The sequence below is a fragment of the Streptomyces sp. NPDC058985 genome (genome assembly GCF_042740985.1).
Lineage (GTDB): Bacteria > Actinomycetota > Actinomycetes > Streptomycetales > Streptomycetaceae > Streptomyces.
Window position 1 is genome coordinate 1 of the sequence record NZ_JBHYJX010000057.1, and the last position, 13,846, is coordinate 13,846.

At 70.2% G+C, this 13,846-nt stretch carries 16 protein-coding genes and 1 riboswitch; of the genes, 8 read left to right on the forward strand and 8 right to left on the reverse strand.

Annotated features, from left to right (window positions below):
* The coding region (locus ACFW01_RS33730; RefSeq protein ID WP_376491218.1) for a MarR family transcriptional regulator at window positions 1-238 on the reverse strand (238 nt) is incomplete at its 3' end.
* A 140-nt stretch (window positions 239-378) separates the two neighbouring features.
* Between ACFW01_RS33730 and ACFW01_RS33735 the strand changes: the two genes are divergently transcribed.
* On the forward strand, window positions 379-1,590 hold the full coding sequence (locus ACFW01_RS33735; protein ID WP_234956444.1) for an MFS transporter: 1,212 nt from the start codon (window positions 379-381) through the stop codon (window positions 1,588-1,590).
* A 182-nt stretch (window positions 1,591-1,772) separates the two neighbouring features.
* A complete protein-coding gene (locus ACFW01_RS33740; RefSeq protein ID WP_234956443.1) occupies window positions 1,773-2,192 on the forward strand; it encodes a heme-binding protein in 420 nt (139 codons plus the stop codon).
* A 24-nt stretch (window positions 2,193-2,216) separates the two neighbouring features.
* Here ACFW01_RS33740 and ACFW01_RS33745 read toward each other — a convergent pair whose 3' ends face one another.
* The 6 genes from ACFW01_RS33745 to ACFW01_RS33770 form a co-directional block, all read right to left on the reverse strand.
* Complete coding sequence (locus ACFW01_RS33745) at window positions 2,217-3,083, reverse strand: GNAT family N-acetyltransferase (protein ID WP_234956442.1); 867 nt, start codon at window positions 3,081-3,083, stop codon at window positions 2,217-2,219.
* A gap of 88 nt (window positions 3,084-3,171) precedes the next feature.
* Window positions 3,172-3,654: an NUDIX domain-containing protein gene (locus tag ACFW01_RS33750; protein WP_161343320.1), complete on the reverse strand. Its 483-nt coding sequence runs from the start codon at window positions 3,652-3,654 to the stop codon at window positions 3,172-3,174.
* 70 nt (window positions 3,655-3,724) lie between these two features.
* Window positions 3,725-4,630, reverse strand: coding sequence for a LysR family transcriptional regulator (locus ACFW01_RS33755; RefSeq protein ID WP_234956441.1), 906 nt, complete (start codon window positions 4,628-4,630; stop codon window positions 3,725-3,727).
* 204 nt (window positions 4,631-4,834) lie between these two features.
* Window positions 4,835-6,013: a cystathionine gamma-lyase gene (locus tag ACFW01_RS33760; RefSeq protein WP_234956440.1), complete on the reverse strand. Its 1,179-nt coding sequence runs from the start codon at window positions 6,011-6,013 to the stop codon at window positions 4,835-4,837.
* Window positions 6,010-6,504, reverse strand: a complete 495-nt coding sequence (locus ACFW01_RS33765; RefSeq protein WP_234956439.1) for a low molecular weight protein-tyrosine-phosphatase — start codon at window positions 6,502-6,504, stop codon at window positions 6,010-6,012. The genes ACFW01_RS33760 and ACFW01_RS33765 overlap by 4 nt, the downstream gene beginning before the upstream one ends.
* The gene (locus ACFW01_RS33770) at window positions 6,501-6,887 is read right to left on the reverse strand and encodes a phage holin family protein (RefSeq protein WP_161329461.1); all 387 of its coding nucleotides are present in this window, start codon (window positions 6,885-6,887) and stop codon (window positions 6,501-6,503) included. Before ACFW01_RS33770 ends, ACFW01_RS33765 begins: the two co-directional genes overlap by 4 nt.
* A gap of 60 nt (window positions 6,888-6,947) precedes the next feature.
* On the opposite strand from ACFW01_RS33770, the gene ACFW01_RS33775 reads away from it, so the two are divergent.
* The 4 genes from ACFW01_RS33775 to ACFW01_RS33790 all read left to right on the forward strand — a co-directional run bounded on the left by ACFW01_RS33775 (window position 6,948) and on the right by ACFW01_RS33790 (window position 9,228).
* Entirely contained in the window at window positions 6,948-7,265 is a 318-nt protein-coding gene (locus ACFW01_RS33775; RefSeq protein WP_114528306.1) for a cupin domain-containing protein, read from the forward strand.
* Window positions 7,266-7,440: 175 nt separating this feature from the next.
* Window positions 7,441-7,653 (forward strand): DUF5326 family protein, encoded by a 213-nt coding sequence (locus ACFW01_RS33780; RefSeq protein WP_007388908.1) that lies wholly within the window; start codon window positions 7,441-7,443, stop codon window positions 7,651-7,653.
* 313 nt (window positions 7,654-7,966) lie between these two features.
* Window positions 7,967-8,692: an IclR family transcriptional regulator gene (locus tag ACFW01_RS33785; protein WP_384510067.1), complete on the forward strand. Its 726-nt coding sequence runs from the start codon at window positions 7,967-7,969 to the stop codon at window positions 8,690-8,692.
* 98 nt (window positions 8,693-8,790) lie between these two features.
* Window positions 8,791-9,228: an SsgA family sporulation/cell division regulator gene (locus ACFW01_RS33790; protein WP_161327498.1), complete on the forward strand. Its 438-nt coding sequence runs from the start codon at window positions 8,791-8,793 to the stop codon at window positions 9,226-9,228.
* 48 nt (window positions 9,229-9,276) lie between these two features.
* Here the strand turns inward: ACFW01_RS33790 and ACFW01_RS33795 are convergent, their stop codons facing one another.
* A complete protein-coding gene (locus ACFW01_RS33795) occupies window positions 9,277-10,767 on the reverse strand; it encodes a YibE/F family protein (RefSeq protein ID WP_234956438.1) in 1,491 nt (496 codons plus the stop codon).
* 71 nt (window positions 10,768-10,838) lie between these two features.
* Window positions 10,839-11,028: riboswitch (TPP riboswitch) on the forward strand.
* On the opposite strand from ACFW01_RS33795, the gene thiC reads away from it, so the two are divergent.
* Both thiC and ACFW01_RS33805 read left to right on the forward strand, forming a co-directional pair.
* Window positions 11,021-12,832, forward strand: a complete 1,812-nt coding sequence (gene thiC, locus ACFW01_RS33800; RefSeq protein ID WP_384510026.1) for a phosphomethylpyrimidine synthase ThiC — start codon at window positions 11,021-11,023, stop codon at window positions 12,830-12,832. (Overlaps the previous riboswitch by 8 nt.)
* Before the next feature lie 149 nt (window positions 12,833-12,981).
* Window positions 12,982-13,818 carry a hypothetical protein gene (locus ACFW01_RS33805; RefSeq protein ID WP_234956657.1) on the forward strand — a complete coding sequence of 279 codons (837 nt, stop codon included), beginning with the start codon at window positions 12,982-12,984 and terminating at the stop codon, window positions 13,816-13,818.
* Window positions 13,819-13,846 lie beyond the last annotated feature (28 nt).

Sequence of the window (13,846 nt, forward strand, 5' to 3'; positions counted from 1 at the left end):
TACCGCGACGGTCCGTGGGGCACAGGTAGCGCTCGAGCAGCCCGCGGTCCTCGAGCCGGGTGACCAGGCGGGTCGTCGCGCTCTGGCTGAGCACGTCGAGCAGGGAGTACTCGCGCACGCTCAGGTCGTGCCCGGCCTGCAGCGCGCGCTCGATGTGGGCCTCGATCCTCCCGTGCAGCAGGGAGAGTGCGCACCAGCCCTGGGAGAGGGCGGTGAGCGCGGGGTCCGTCGCTGTCATGTGGTTCCTCCGTCCCGGAGCGGCTGAGACCAGGGTAGACCAGGGGTGCAATAGCCTGCGGTTGCATTTAACCCGCGTCTGCAACTATTGTGAACGCACGCAAAGCGCTCCTGCAATCTTCTGGGAAGGTGTACCCCTCCATGCCTCTCGCGCTTCTGGCCCTCGCGATCGGGGCCTTCGGTATCGGGACCACCGAATTCGTGATCATGGGCTTGCTGCCCGAGGTCGCGAGCGACTACGGGGTCTCCATCCCCACCGCCGGCTTCCTGGTGACCGGATACGCGCTCGGCGTGATGTTCGGCGCCCCGCTGATGACCGTCCTCGGCACCAAGGTCCCGCGCAAGCGGATGCTGATGCTGCTGATGGGTCTGTTCATCATCGGCAACCTGCTCTCCGCCCTCGCCCCCGCCTTCTCCGTCATGCTGATCGGCCGCGTGGTCGCGTCCCTCGCCCACGGCGCCTTCTTCGGCATCGGCTCGGTCGTCGCGGCCGACCTGGTCGCCCCGCACAAGAGGGCCGGTGCCATCGCGATGATGTTCACCGGTCTGACCGTCGCCAATGTCGTCGGCGTCCCGCTCGGCACGCTCATCGGGCAGTCCGCCGGCTGGCGCGTCACCTTCGCCGTCGTCGCCGCCCTCGGCGTCGTGGGTCTGGCCGGTGTCGCCAAGCTGGTCCCCGACGTGCCCAAGCCCGAGGGGGTGCGGCTGCGGCACGAAGTGGCCGCGTTCAAGAACGTCCAGGTCCTGCTGGCGATGGCCATGACCGTCCTCGGCTTCGGCGGCGTCTTCGCGGCGATCACCTACATCGCGCCGATGATGACCCACGTCGCGGGATTCGCTGACGGCTCCGTCACCTGGCTGCTGGTCCTCTTCGGCCTCGGCATGGTCGGCGGCAACCTCGTCGGCGGCAAGTTCGCCGACCGCGCCCTGATGCCGATGCTGTACATCTCCCTGGGCGCCCTGGCCGTCGTGCTGGCCCTCTTCACCCTCACCGCACACGACAGGATCGCGTCGGCCGTGACCGTCTTCCTCATCGGCGCCCTGGGCTTCGCCACCGTGCCGCCGCTGCAGAAGCGTGTCCTGGACCACGCGCACGGCGCCCCGACGCTGGCCTCGGCCGTGAACATCGGCGCCTTCAACCTCGGCAACGCGCTCTCCGCCTGGCTCGGGGGTGTGGTCATCGCCGCCGGCTTCGGCTACACCGCCCCGAACTGGGTCGGTGCCGTGCTGGCCGGCGCCGCCCTGCTCCTCGCCGTCCTCTCGGCCGCGCTCGAACGTCGCGAGAGCGCGCCTGCCGCGGTCGTCGCGGGCTCCACGGCCGCGGAGCAGCGCACCGCGGCCGTTCACCACTGACCGACCCGGGCCGCGGGGGGCGGGGCCAGGGCCGTCCCCGCTCCCCGCGGCTCACTCCGCCCCGGCGCTCACCGAAGCACCGCACCAGGCGCCACAGCGCACCCCCGGCGCATTCCCGCGCCGGCGGTGCCGCCGCGCCACCCACCACCGCCCCCACCGGGCACGGACCAAGGAGAAACCTCATGAGCACCACCGCTGTCACCCCGCTGACGATCGAGGACGCCGAATCCCTCGTCACCGCCGCCCACCGCGCCGCCGAGGCCGCCGGGGTGACCGTCAGCGTCACCGTCCTCGACGCGGGCGGCCACCTGCTCGCCTTCCGGCGCGACGACCGTGCCGTCCTGATCTCCGGCGAGACCAGCACCCGCAAGGCCTACACCGCGCTCCAGCTGAACGCCCCCACCGCCGACCTCGTCGCCGCCGTTCAGCCCGGAGGGCTCTTCCACACCCTGCCCACGGCACTCGACCGGCCCCTGCTGTTCATCGCGGGCGGCGTGCCCGTGCACCGCGAGGGCCGGCTGATCGGCGCGATCGGAGTGGGCGGTGGCGCACCCGACCAGGACCACGGCTTCGCCTCCGCTGCCGTGAAGGCCCTCGCCTGACGGCAGGCGGCCAGGTCGCCCCGGTCAGCCCGCCGCCACCGTCAGCGGCGCGAACCGCCGGTTCCAGTCGCCGGGCAGCTCGGTGATGCCGTACGTCATCACGGCGTTCGGGGCGACCACCGCCAGGCCGCGCTCCCGCACCCAGGCCAGCAACTCCTCGTGGCGCACGTCGATGTCCGTGCGCAGTGGGCGGTCGGTGCGGGCGGCCAGGGAAGCGATCAGCGCCTTCGCCGTCTCGGTGTCCCGGGCGATCAGCGGGCCCACGACGTGCGTGTCCATGTTCGGCCAGGCCGCGGCGTACCCGGTGATCCGGCCGTCTTCCTCGGCGACCCGCAGCTGGTCCGCGAAGGCGGGCAGGCGCGTGATGACAGGGGTGCGGTCGGCGCCGAACACCTCCTCGTCGAGCCGGACGATCGTGGTGAGGTCCTCGGCCGTGGCCGCCCGCGTGGCGATCCCGGGCTCCGGCCCCACCGGGGTGAAGCGCCCGCGGACCATCTCCGCCCGGCCGGTGACCTTGAACCCGAGCTCCTCGTAGAGCGGCCGGCCGTACGGGGTCGCGTGCAGGGTCAGCGGGGTGGTGCCCAGTTCGGAGACGACATGGCGCATCAGCCTGCGGCCGACGCCCCGGCGGGCGTGGCGCTCGGCCACCAGCACCATGCCGATGGCGGCCAGGGAGGGCCGGCCGTGCGGGCCGTACTGCGTCACGGTGCAGGCGGCGACGAGGCCGCCGGCGGGATCGTCGATGCCGTACCCCGTCCCGGCGGTGAGGAGGAACCCCCACTTGTGCTCCTCGCGCGGCCACCCCCGGTCCTCGGACAGGTCGGCGCAGGCGGTGAGATCGCGCAGCGTCAGACGGCGGATCGGAGCGGAGGCGGGGGAAGGTGTCGGCACGCAGGTCAGGCTGTACGACAGCGGCCTCCCGCGTCCACCCGTTTCCGGGGGAACGGGCAAGCTTTTGGCCATGTCGTGCCTGAGCGGCTCAGCCGAGATCGGGGGCGTGCAGAGCCCGCACCCCTTCGATGTTGCCGTCCAGATAGTGCCGCAGCGACAGTGGCACCAGGTGGACCGAGGCGATCCCGACCCGGGTGAACGGCACCCGGACGATCTCGTACTCGCCGGCGGGCTCGTCGACCTCCGGGCCGTGCCGCAGGGCCGGGTCCATGGACCCCAGACGGCAGACGAAGAAGTGCTGCACCTTCACGCCGGTCGCGCCGCCGTCCTCGCCGATGTGCTCCACCGTGTCCACGAAGCAGGGGACGACATCGGTGATCTTGGCGCCGAGTTCCTCGTACACCTCGCGGTGCAGTGCGTCCACCACGGTGGCGTCCTCGGGCTCGACCCCGCCCCCGGGCGTGACCCAGTAGGGATCGACCCCGGGCTTGGTGCGCTTGATCAGGATCAAGTGCTCGCGGTCCAGGAGAACGGCGCGAGCGGTGCGCTTGACCACGGGTCGGACGGTCATGGGAGAAATGTGGCCCGGTTGGTTCCACGTGAAACATGGCCACGCACCCGCAGCTCGCGAGCCCGTCGGCTCAGTTCCAGCCGGCCGCCGCGCGCAGCAGCCACTCATGGGCCCGGGCGATGTGCGGCATCGCCAACGTGCCGGTCCGCACCACCAGGAAGTACGTCCGCAGCGGCGGTACCGCCGGGTCGTGCAGGGCGACCACGTCGCCGCGCTCCAGCGCCGGTGCGCACAGATAGCGGGGCAGTACGGCGAGACCCGCGCCGGCGACCGTGCAGGCGAGAACCGCACGCAGGTCGGGGGCGACGATCGTGCCGGGGGCTGCCGGGCGGGCGTCGAAGACGGAAGCCCAGTAGCGGGCGACGAAGGGCAGCGACTCGTGCACCTCGACCACGGGTACACGCTCCAGCGCGGGCGCGTCGGTGCTGTGGGGCTTGTCGATGCCCGCTCGCTCCGCCCAGCCCGGCGCGGCGACCAGGACGTGTTCCTCGTCGCAGAGCGGAGTCGCCGTGAGCAGCACTCCCCGGGGACGTGCCGTGCTGATGGCCAGATCATGATGTCCGGCGGACAGCCCCTCCAAGGTCTCCTCCGCGTTCCCGAACGAGGCGCGCAGCGCGAAGCCCTGTCCGTCCTCACCGGTGAGCTCGGTGAGGACGGGCAGCGCCCGCTCGGCGGTGAACTCGGGCGGCCCGGCGAGATGCAGGGTCCGCAGGGAGGAGTCGTCCTGGACGCCGGTCTCGGCGATCTCCACGAGGGCGTCGAGATGAGGTGCGGCCTTGTGCGCGAGTTCGTCGCCGATGGTCGTCGGGGTCACGCCGCGGGCCTGGCGCAGGAACAGCGGGCGGCCCAGCTGGCGCTCCAGCGTGCGGATCTGCGAGGTCACAGCGGGCTGTGAGAGGCCGAGCAGGGCTGCCGCGCGCGTGAAGGAACCGGCCCGGTGGACGGTGACGAAGGTGCGCAGCAAGGCCAGATCCACGGAATGCCCCCTCTTGCGAACGTCCGGCCCCCGGCGTGGCCAAATATAAATATGTCGATAGGTCGCTGTCGCTACTGTGATTGGACACTGACACAGAGTCAACTAGCCTTGGTCGCGCGGTTCTTCGCGCGCGGAACCGGAGGACGGTCCGAGCCACGAGGGGGGAGGCTCGGACCGTCCGCTGTACGGCCGTCGTACCGCGGTTCAGTCCGCCGTCTCGTCCAGTGCGCGCAGCAGATCGGCCACCAGGTCCTCGGGGTCCTCCGCGCCGACCGAGAGCCGCACGAAGCCCTCCGGCACCGCGTCGCCGCCCCAGCGCCCGCGCCGCTCGGCCGTGGACCGCACGCCGCCGAAGCTCGTCGCACCCTCCACCAGCCGCAGCGCGTCGAGAAAACGATCGGCACGCGCGCGCGTGGCCAGCGTGAAGGAGACGACGCACCCGTAGCGCAGCATCTGCTGCGAGGCGATCTTGTGCGAGGGGTCGTCGGCCAGCCCCGGGTACCGCAGACCGGTGACCTCGGGCCGCGCCCGGAGCGCTTCGGCGACCCTGAGCGCGGTGGCGTTCTGCCGGTCGACCCGCAGCTGGAGGGTGGCGATCGAACGGTGCGCCAGCCAGGCCTCCATGGGGCCGGGGATCGCGCCGACGATCTTGCGCCAGCGCCGTACGGCGGTCATCGCCTCGGCGTCGCGGCCGGCGACGTACCCGAGGAGGACGTCTCCGTGGCCGGTGAGCTGCTTGGTGACGCTCGCGACGGAGAAGTCGGCGCCGAGCTCCAGCGGGCGCTGTCCGAGCGGTGTGGCGAGGGTGTTGTCGACGGCGACCAGGGCGCCGCGTGTGTGGGCCGCCTCGACGAGCCGTCGTACGTCGCACACGTCGAGACCGGGGTTGGACGGCGTCTCGATCCACAGCAGCTTCGCCCCGTCCAGGACGTCGAGCTGGGCGTCCCCGCCGGTCGGCGCGGTACGCACCTCGATGCCGTACGCCTCCAGCTGGGCACGGACCAGCGGCAGCACCTGGTAGCCGTCGCTGGGCAGGACGACCACATCCCCGGCCCGCAGCTGCGAGAAGAGCACCGAGGAGATCGCGGCCATGCCGGAGGCGAACACGAGCGTCTCGACGCCGTCCCGCCCGGGAGACTCCAGCTCGCCGATGGCCCGTTCCAGATGCGTCCAGGTCGGGTTCTCGTCGCGGCCGTAGGTGTACGGGCCGGTCGGCTCGCCGGGCAGATGGAAGTGGGCGGCGAACACGGGACCGGGCAGGGTCGGCTCGTGTTTGACGGGTTCGGGCAGCCCGGCCCGCACCGCGCGCGTGCCGTCGCCGGTGCCGGTGGGCACCCCCGGCCCGTGCCCGCCGTGCTCGTCGTTCGTAGCGGAATCACTCATGCCGCCCGTCCCTCCACTTGCTCGCGTACCGCGGCGAGCAGTCCTCCGCTCGCCGCCTCCACCATCTCAAGGCACTCCTCGAAGCCGTCCGTGCCCCCGTAGTACGGATCCGGAACGTCCAGGTCACCGTCGTCGGCGGCGGGATCGTAGGAGCGCAGCAGGCGCACCTTGGCCGCGTCCTCCTCCGTGGGAGCCAGCCGGCGCAGGGCCCGCAGATGGCCGGCGTCGAGGGCGATCACGAGGTCGAGGCGGGAGAACCAGGACTGCTGGAACTGCCGGGCGGTGTGGCCGAGGTCGTACCCGTGCTCCGCCAGGACGGCGACGGTGCGCGGGTCGGCCCCGTCGCCCTCGTGCCAGCCGCCGGTGCCGGCGCTGTCGACCGTCACCAGGGCGTCGAGCCCGGCGTCTTCCACGCGCGCGTGGAAGACGGCCTCGGCCATCGGGGAACGGCAGATGTTGCCCGTGCACACGAAGCAGACGCGGTAGGTCATCGCGACCGGTCCCCGTCGGGCAGGAACGCGTTGAGGGCCCACGACACGATCGAGATGATCAGTCCGCCCAGGACGGCGGTCCAGAAGCCGTCGACGTGGAAACTCACGTCGAGCTTGTCGGCCACCCATGAGGTGAGCAGCAGCATGAGCGCGTTGACGACCAGCGTGAACAGACCGAGGGTCAGGATGAACAGAGGGAAGGTGAGCACCTGCACGATCGGCTTCACCAGCATGTTCACCAGGCCGAACACCAGCGCCACCACGATCAGCGTGACGGCCTTCTCACCCGTGCTGCCCCCAGTCAGGGTGATCTTGTCGAGCAGCCACACGGCGACCGCGAGGGCGCCGGCGTTGGCGATCGTCTTGACTAGGAAATTCTTCATGTGTCTGATCGTGGCAGACGCGATCGGAAGCGAAACGGTGAGGCAGGGGCGGACGAGGCGATGAAGGCATTCCGGCTGGACGAACTGGAGGCGGAGCGCGCCGCCAACGACGGTGCCTACCTGCAGTTCCTGCGTGAGCGGAACATGTCGGTCGGCCTGTACGCCCTCGACGCGGGCACGTCCGATCCACAGAACCCGCACGCGCAGGACGAGGTGTACTTCGTGGTGAGCGGGCGGGCAGCGATCACCGTGGGGATGGAGACCACCCAGGTCGCGCGCGGCAGCGTGGTCTACGTTCCGGCCGGGGTCGCCCACAAGTTCCACCACATCAGTGAGGATCTGCGGGTTCTCGTGGTGTTCTCTCCGCCGGAGAGCTGAGTCCCCACCCAGGGGTTCCCTAGGGGAACGGTCAGGGGGAGACAAGGGATGCGTGCGCCCTGCGCGCGCCTTCGCGGCCCTAGCATCGGGTGCAGGACATCAGAGCATTCCCGGCGGGAGACCGGGCCCACGCGGGGCCCGGTCCTCGAAAGGGTGGAAGGTAAGGACGAGGGCCATGCGAGAGATCTTCACGGGACTGCCGTGGTGGGTGAAGTGGATCGCGGTGCCGGTCATCGCCCTGGTCGTGTTCGGCGGGCTCATCGCCAGCGTGGTCGGGTTCGTGATCGGACTGCTGTTCAAGCTGCTGGTCTTCGTCGCGCTCGTCGGCGGACTGATCTACGTCGTGCGCAAGTTCATGTCGAGTTCGTCCTCGCGCAGCGACTGGTGAGAGCCGTGGGACGCGGGTGGCGGTAACGGGAACCACCGGTTCCCTCGGGCGAGGGAAGTTTCCCGGACGGGCCGTCGGCGGGCGGTGACCGGCGATTAGAGTCCGGAACTCCACGCGGGGGCGACCTCGCGAACGGCGCCCACCCCCACCCGTGTTCCCCGCACGGACGGCCTCCTCGCGTTCCCGGGAGTGAACCTTGGCCACGGCTGACACCGCATGCGCACCGCTGCCCGCCCTGCCCGTGCAGCCCTACTCGACGCCCCCGCCCCCGCACCAGTCCGCCGACCCGCCCTCGGCGACCCTCATCGGCTCCGTGCAGCGGGCGATGCGTCTCCTGGAGTGTGTCGCGGAACACGAGTACGGAGCCCCCGCCAAGCAGCTGGCCCGGGAGACACGGCTGGCGCTCCCCACGGCGTACCACCTGCTGCGCACCCTGGTGCACGAGGGCTACCTGCGCCGGGAGAAGGGGCTGTTCTTCCTCGGCGACGCCGCCGAGCGGCTGGGCAGCAGCGGGGCCGCGCAGAAACGTCGCAGCACGGTGGTCGACGCGCTCGCGCAGGTGCGCGACGCGATCGGCGCCCCCGTGTACTACGCCATGTACCGCGACGGCGAGATCGAGGTCATGTGCGTCTCCGACACCCCGGGCAACCCGGCCGTGGAGGAGTGGGCGGACTTCCGCGAGACCGGGCACGCGCACGCCGTCGGGCAGTGTCTGCTGTCGCAACTGGACGAGGACGCCCGCCGGGACCACCTGAACCGCTACTCGGTGCAGTCACTCACGCCGTACACGGTCCGTGATGGCAATGCCCTGCTGAGACGTCTCGAACGCATGCGGCGGACGTCTCCGGTGACCGAAAGCCAGGCGTACGCCCTGGGGACGGTGTGCGCCGCGATCCCCATCACCGTCGGCACCACGGTGGCCACGATGGCCGTCTCCCTGCCCCTTCACCAGGCCGACCGGCTGTTGTCGGCCGCGGAGCGGCTGCAGGACGAGGTGGGGCGGCTCCTGGGGTCACTCGCGATCTCTATCAGTATCTGAAAACTCACTCCTTGTGATCTGGTGTGTACGTTGAGCAAGATGCCACCAGTGTTAGAGGTTTGATTCCCGGACAGTCGACGGCGAATGACGGGTGTGCGATGGGCGAGTCCGTACAGGCAGAGGTCATGATGAGCTTTCTCGTGTCCGAGGAGCTCTCGTTCCGCATTCCGGTGGAGCTGCGCTACGCGACCTGTGATCCCTATGCCGTGCGGTTGACCTTCCATCTCCCCGGGGACGCCCCGGTGACCTGGGCCTTCGGCCGGGAGCTACTGGTCGACGGGGTGGGCCGGCCGTGCGGTGACGGGGACGTGCGCATCGCACCGGTCGAGCCGGAGCCGCTGGCCGAGGTGCTGATCCGCCTCCAGGTCGGCGCCGACCAGGCACTGTTCCGTTCCTCGGCGGCTCCCCTGGTGGCGTTCCTCGACCGCACCGACAAACTGGTGCCCCTGGGTCAGGAGGGCGCGCTCGCGGACTTCGACACCCACCTCGACGAGGCGCTGGACCGCATCCTGGCGGAGGAACAGAGCGCGGGCTGAACCGTTACGGCAGGCGCGGAGCGGGCGTAACGCTTCGCCCCGGGCGCGTCAGCGCTTGCGGCGACGGCCGCGTCCGCCGCGTACGGGGGCCGCGTCCCCGCCCGGCCCCGCCCCAGCGGACTGTGCGGCCGTCCGGTCGGCCGAGACGACGAGCGCGGCGAGGGCCGTGGTGACCGGCACGGACGCCACCAGACCGATCGAGCCGACCAGCGTGCGCACGATCTCCTCCGCGACCAACTCACTGTTGGCGACCGTCCCCACCCCGCTCTGCGCGATCGAGAACAGCAGGAGCAGGGGCAGCGCGGCGCCCGCGTAGGCGAGCACGAGCGTGTTGACGACCGAGGCGATGTGGTCGCGGCCGATGCGGATGCCCGCGCGGTACAGCCCGCGCCAGCCCATCGTCGGGTTGGCCTCGTGCAGCTCCCAGACCGCCGACGTCTGGGTGACCGTCACGTCGTCGAGGACACCGAGCGAACCGATGATCACGCCGGCGAGCAGCAGACCGCTCATGTCGATCGCCGGATACAGGCCGTGGATGAGGCCGGTGTTGTCGTCCGTGTTGCCGGTCAGCGCCGCCCAGTCGATGAACAGCGACCCGAGGATGCCGATCAGCAACAGGGAGATCAGTGTGCCGAGCACCGCCACGGACGTGCGTGCGGAGAGGCCATGACACAGATACAGCGCGATCAGCATGATGGCGCTGGACCCGATCACCGCGACGAGCAGCGGGTTCGAACCCTGGAGGATCGCGGGGAGGATGAAGAAGTTCAACAGCAGGAAGCTGATGGCCAGGGAGATCAGCGCCATCAGGCCCCGCAGCCTTCCGACGACCACCACGGCCAACGCGAAGATGCCGGCGAGCAGGGTGAGGGGGAGCCTGCGGTTGATGTCGGTCACCGAGTACTGCAGGTCCCGCGGTGCGGAGGGCTCGTAGGCGACCACGACCTCCTGGCCCTCGTGCAGCTGCCGCGACTGGTCCGGCTGCACGATTTCCTCGAACGTGCGGCCCTTGTCCTTGCCGCTGTCCACGCGGATCGTCGCCCGCTTGCACTCGCCGTTCGCCTGCTGCACCGCGGAGGAGCCCTCGGCGGTGGAGGTGTCGCCGGTGGGGGTGGAGCCCGAGGCGTTGACGGACTGGCAGCTCAGTTCCACCACCTTGGTCACGGTGGCCTGCTGCGTCTGCCGGTCGAAGCCGACGCCGGTGCGCTCGTGCGGCGGCGCGCCGCCCGGCCACAGGACAGCGAGCCCGATCAGGACCGCCGCGGCGAACGGGATCAGGATCGCGGCGATGACCTTCCGCAGATGCCGGGAGACGGGCGCCGCGGGGCCATGACTGTGCGAGTGCCCGTGGCCTCCTCCCGCCCCGCTCCCGTGGCCGCTGCCCGCTCCGGGCCCGTGGCCTCCTCCCGCTCCGGGCCCGTGGCCGCCGCCACCGGGGCCGTGTCCAGGGTCGCCGGCTCCACGGTCGGCGCCCCTGTCGGCGTGCGGTCCGCGGCGGGGATCGTGCGGCGGAACGGGGGGATGCTGCGGTGTGGTCACCGACCGATCATCGCAAGAACAAGGGGGGCCCTCTGTTCACCGCGCCCGAATGGGCGTTAGCGTGGAGGCACCTTTGTACACGCGGGAGCTCGGAGCACCGGGCTGAGAGGGCGCTGACCTCCGTCCCAGCGATGTTTCACGGGAAACATGACCGAAGTCGAGTGATGTATCCCACGAAGCGTCGGCGGACGGAATCCGCTGCGTCGACCGCCGAACCTGTTACCGGGTAATGCCGGCGTAGGGAGTAGGTCTCATGACCATCAAGGACGCACGCACGCCTGCCTCCACGCAGAACTCCTCCCAGGAGGAGACCGCGGAGGCCGGGAAGTCCATCGGCTGGCACAAGGCGTACGTCGAGGGCTCGCGCCCCGACCTGCGGGTGCCGGTCCGTCAGGTGCACCTCACCAACGGGCAGTCGGTCACGCTGTACGACACCTCCGGTCCGTACACCGATCCGCTCGTCGACACCGACGTCCGCAGGGGACTGGCGCCGCTTCGGGAGAACTGGATCATCGCCCGCGGCGACACCGAGGAGTACGCGGGCCGTCCCGTCCGTCCCGAGGACGACGGCATCAAGCACACCTCGCCGCGCGGCGGGCTGCGCAACCTCGACGCCGTCTTCCCCGGACGGCCGCGGCAGCCCCGCCGGGGCCGGGGCGGCACCGCGGTGACGCAGCTCGCGTATGCCCGCCGGGGCGAGATCACGCCCGAGATGGAGTACGTGGCCGTCCGGGAGAACGTCTCGCCGGAGGTCGTCCGTGAGGAGATCGCGGCGGGCCGTGCCGTACTGCCGGCCAACGTCAACCACCCCGAGATCGAGCCGATGATCATCGGCAAGCGGTTCCTGGTGAAGGTCAACGCCAACATCGGCAACTCGGCGGTGACCTCCTCCATCGAGGAGGAGGTCGACAAGATGACCTGGGCGACCCGGTGGGGCGCCGACACGGTCATGGACCTCTCCACCGGCCGCAACATCCACACCACCCGCGAGTGGGTCCTGCGCAACTCCCCCGTCCCCATCGGGACCGTGCCGCTCTACCAGGCCCTGGAGAAGGTCGACGGCCGGGCCGAGGAGCTGACCTGGGAGGTCTACAAGGACACCGTGATCGAACAGGCCGAGCAGGGCGTGGACTACATGACGGTCCACGCGGGCGTGCGCCTGGCGTACGTGCCGCTGACCGCGAACCGCAAGACCGGCATCGTCTCGCGCGGCGGCTCGATCATGGCGGCCTGGTGCCTGGCGCACCACCGGGAGTCGTTCCTGTACGAGAACTTCGAGGAACTCTGCGAGATCCTCGCCGCGTACGACGTCACGTACTCCCTCGGCGACGGCCTGCGGCCGGGCTCCATCGCGGACGCCAACGACGAGGCGCAGTTCGCAGAGTTGCGCACGCTCGGGGAACTCAACCGGACCGCCAAGCGTTTGAACGTTCAGACCATGATCGAGGGCCCGGGACACGTCCCGATGCACAAGATCAAGGAGAACATCGACCTTCAGCAGGAGATCTGCGATGAAGCTCCGTTCTATACGCTCGGCCCGCTGACCACGGACGTCGCGCCGGCGTACGACCACATCACCTCCGGCATCGGTGCCGCGATGATCGCCTGGTGGGGCACGGCAATGCTCTGCTACGTCACGCCCAAGGAGCACCTGGGCCTGCCCAACCGTGACGACGTCAAGACCGGCGTCATCACCTACAAGATCGCCGCCCATGCCGCCGACCTCGCCAAGGGTCACCCAGGTGCGCAGGAGTGGGACGACGCGCTGTCCGACGCCCGATTCGAGTTCCGGTGGGAGGACCAGTTCAACCTGGCCCTCGACCCGGACACGGCACGGGAGTTCCACGACGAGACCCTGCCGGCCGAGCCCGCCAAGACGGCCCACTTCTGCTCGATGTGCGGGCCGAAGTTCTGCTCGATGAAGATCAGCCAAAGCATCACAGAGCAGTTCGGGGGCACGGCGGCTGCGGGGGCGACGGCTGAAGAGGTCGCGGAGGGGATGCTCCAGAAGTCGAAGGAGTTCGCGGAGCGCGGGAACCGGGTGTACCTGCCGATGGCGGACTGAGTAAGCGGGTGGCGGGGCGGCGCTGCCTTGAACGGCGCTCCCCAGCCCCCTGCACAGCTCCAGAGCGCTTGCGAAGGAGAGCCGGACGCGCTCTGTGCTGAAGGGCCCCTTTGGTGTGTGGTCGCACCGCTCGTACGGTCGTGGGCGTGATGAACATCGTTGGCGAGCGGCGCAGGCTCGGAGTACCCGGGCCTGAAGCGAGGCTGCGGTTCGAGACAGAGCTTCAGGAACTGGGGTCGGCACCGCGGCGCAGGTTGCTGGTGCTCGACGGGAATCCCGCGTTTGAGCTCTCCCCGTGGTGTGGGACGTGTCAGTTCCTGTTTCAGCGGCTTGAGGGCGCCGGCCAGACGCTGTCATTGGAAGGCATGCAAGATCTCCTCGCCGGACAGGTCTCCGATCTGGACGACGGCATCCTGGCTGCGTTCGGCTCCCTGCTGCCGGAAGGGAATTACCTGCCACTGTTGCTTCGTGTCGAGCCACGGTTGGTGACTCCAGGGCAGGACGGTGACTACTTCAGCAATGAGCAAGTGGCCACCTGGGGGCCCAACCAGTTCTGGGGTCTTCCGGAGCACCCTCGCACGCCGTATTACCGCACGTTCGAGACGGTGATCGACGGCACCGCACATCTCTATGAGTTCGCCGTACCGATGGTTCCTCCACTCTGGAACGACCGGGAGCGGGTCGCGGAGTACGTCGAGTGGATGGGGCAGGGGGTGGTGCCGACAGCAGTCGCGGTGTCGACGTTGGATCTCTGTCAGCCTGCGTTGAGCCTCCCGTCGACGGACGAGTACGAGCACTGGGGGCTGACGCATTTTCTGCTCGACGGCCACCACAAGCTGGAGGCGGCAGCCTCGGCCGGACGTTCCGTGCAGCTCCTGTCGCTCCTGGCCTTGGACGAGAGTCTGTCCGGCCCCGATGACCACCGCAGGTTGGGAGCCCTGCGCTCACAGCGCAGCCTGAGCCGTGGGGCTCGGCCGCCACGCTGACCAGCGTCAGTCTTCTGGTTCCACTGCT

Excerpts from the sequence above, each read along its gene's own strand:
- ACFW01_RS33735 (WP_234956444.1), top strand. The coding sequence starts at position 379 with ATGCCTCTCGCGCTTCTGGCCCTCGCGATCGGGGCCTTCGGTATCGGG.
- ACFW01_RS33740 (WP_234956443.1), top strand. The coding sequence starts at position 1,773 with ATGAGCACCACCGCTGTCACCCCGCTGACGATCGAGGACGCCGAATCC.
- ACFW01_RS33750 (WP_161343320.1), bottom strand. The coding sequence starts at position 3,654 with ATGACCGTCCGACCCGTGGTCAAGCGCACCGCTCGCGCCGTTCTCCTG.
- ACFW01_RS33760 (WP_234956440.1), bottom strand. The coding sequence starts at position 6,013 with ATGAGTGATTCCGCTACGAACGACGAGCACGGCGGGCACGGGCCGGGG.
- ACFW01_RS33765 (WP_234956439.1), bottom strand. The coding sequence starts at position 6,504 with ATGACCTACCGCGTCTGCTTCGTGTGCACGGGCAACATCTGCCGTTCC.
- ACFW01_RS33770 (WP_161329461.1), bottom strand. The coding sequence starts at position 6,887 with ATGAAGAATTTCCTAGTCAAGACGATCGCCAACGCCGGCGCCCTCGCG.
- ACFW01_RS33775 (WP_114528306.1), top strand. The coding sequence starts at position 6,948 with ATGAAGGCATTCCGGCTGGACGAACTGGAGGCGGAGCGCGCCGCCAAC.
- ACFW01_RS33780 (WP_007388908.1), top strand. The coding sequence starts at position 7,441 with ATGCGAGAGATCTTCACGGGACTGCCGTGGTGGGTGAAGTGGATCGCG.
- ACFW01_RS33790 (WP_161327498.1), top strand. The coding sequence starts at position 8,791 with ATGGGCGAGTCCGTACAGGCAGAGGTCATGATGAGCTTTCTCGTGTCC.
- thiC (WP_384510026.1), top strand. The coding sequence starts at position 11,021 with ATGACCATCAAGGACGCACGCACGCCTGCCTCCACGCAGAACTCCTCC.
- ACFW01_RS33805 (WP_234956657.1), top strand. The coding sequence starts at position 12,982 with ATGAACATCGTTGGCGAGCGGCGCAGGCTCGGAGTACCCGGGCCTGAA.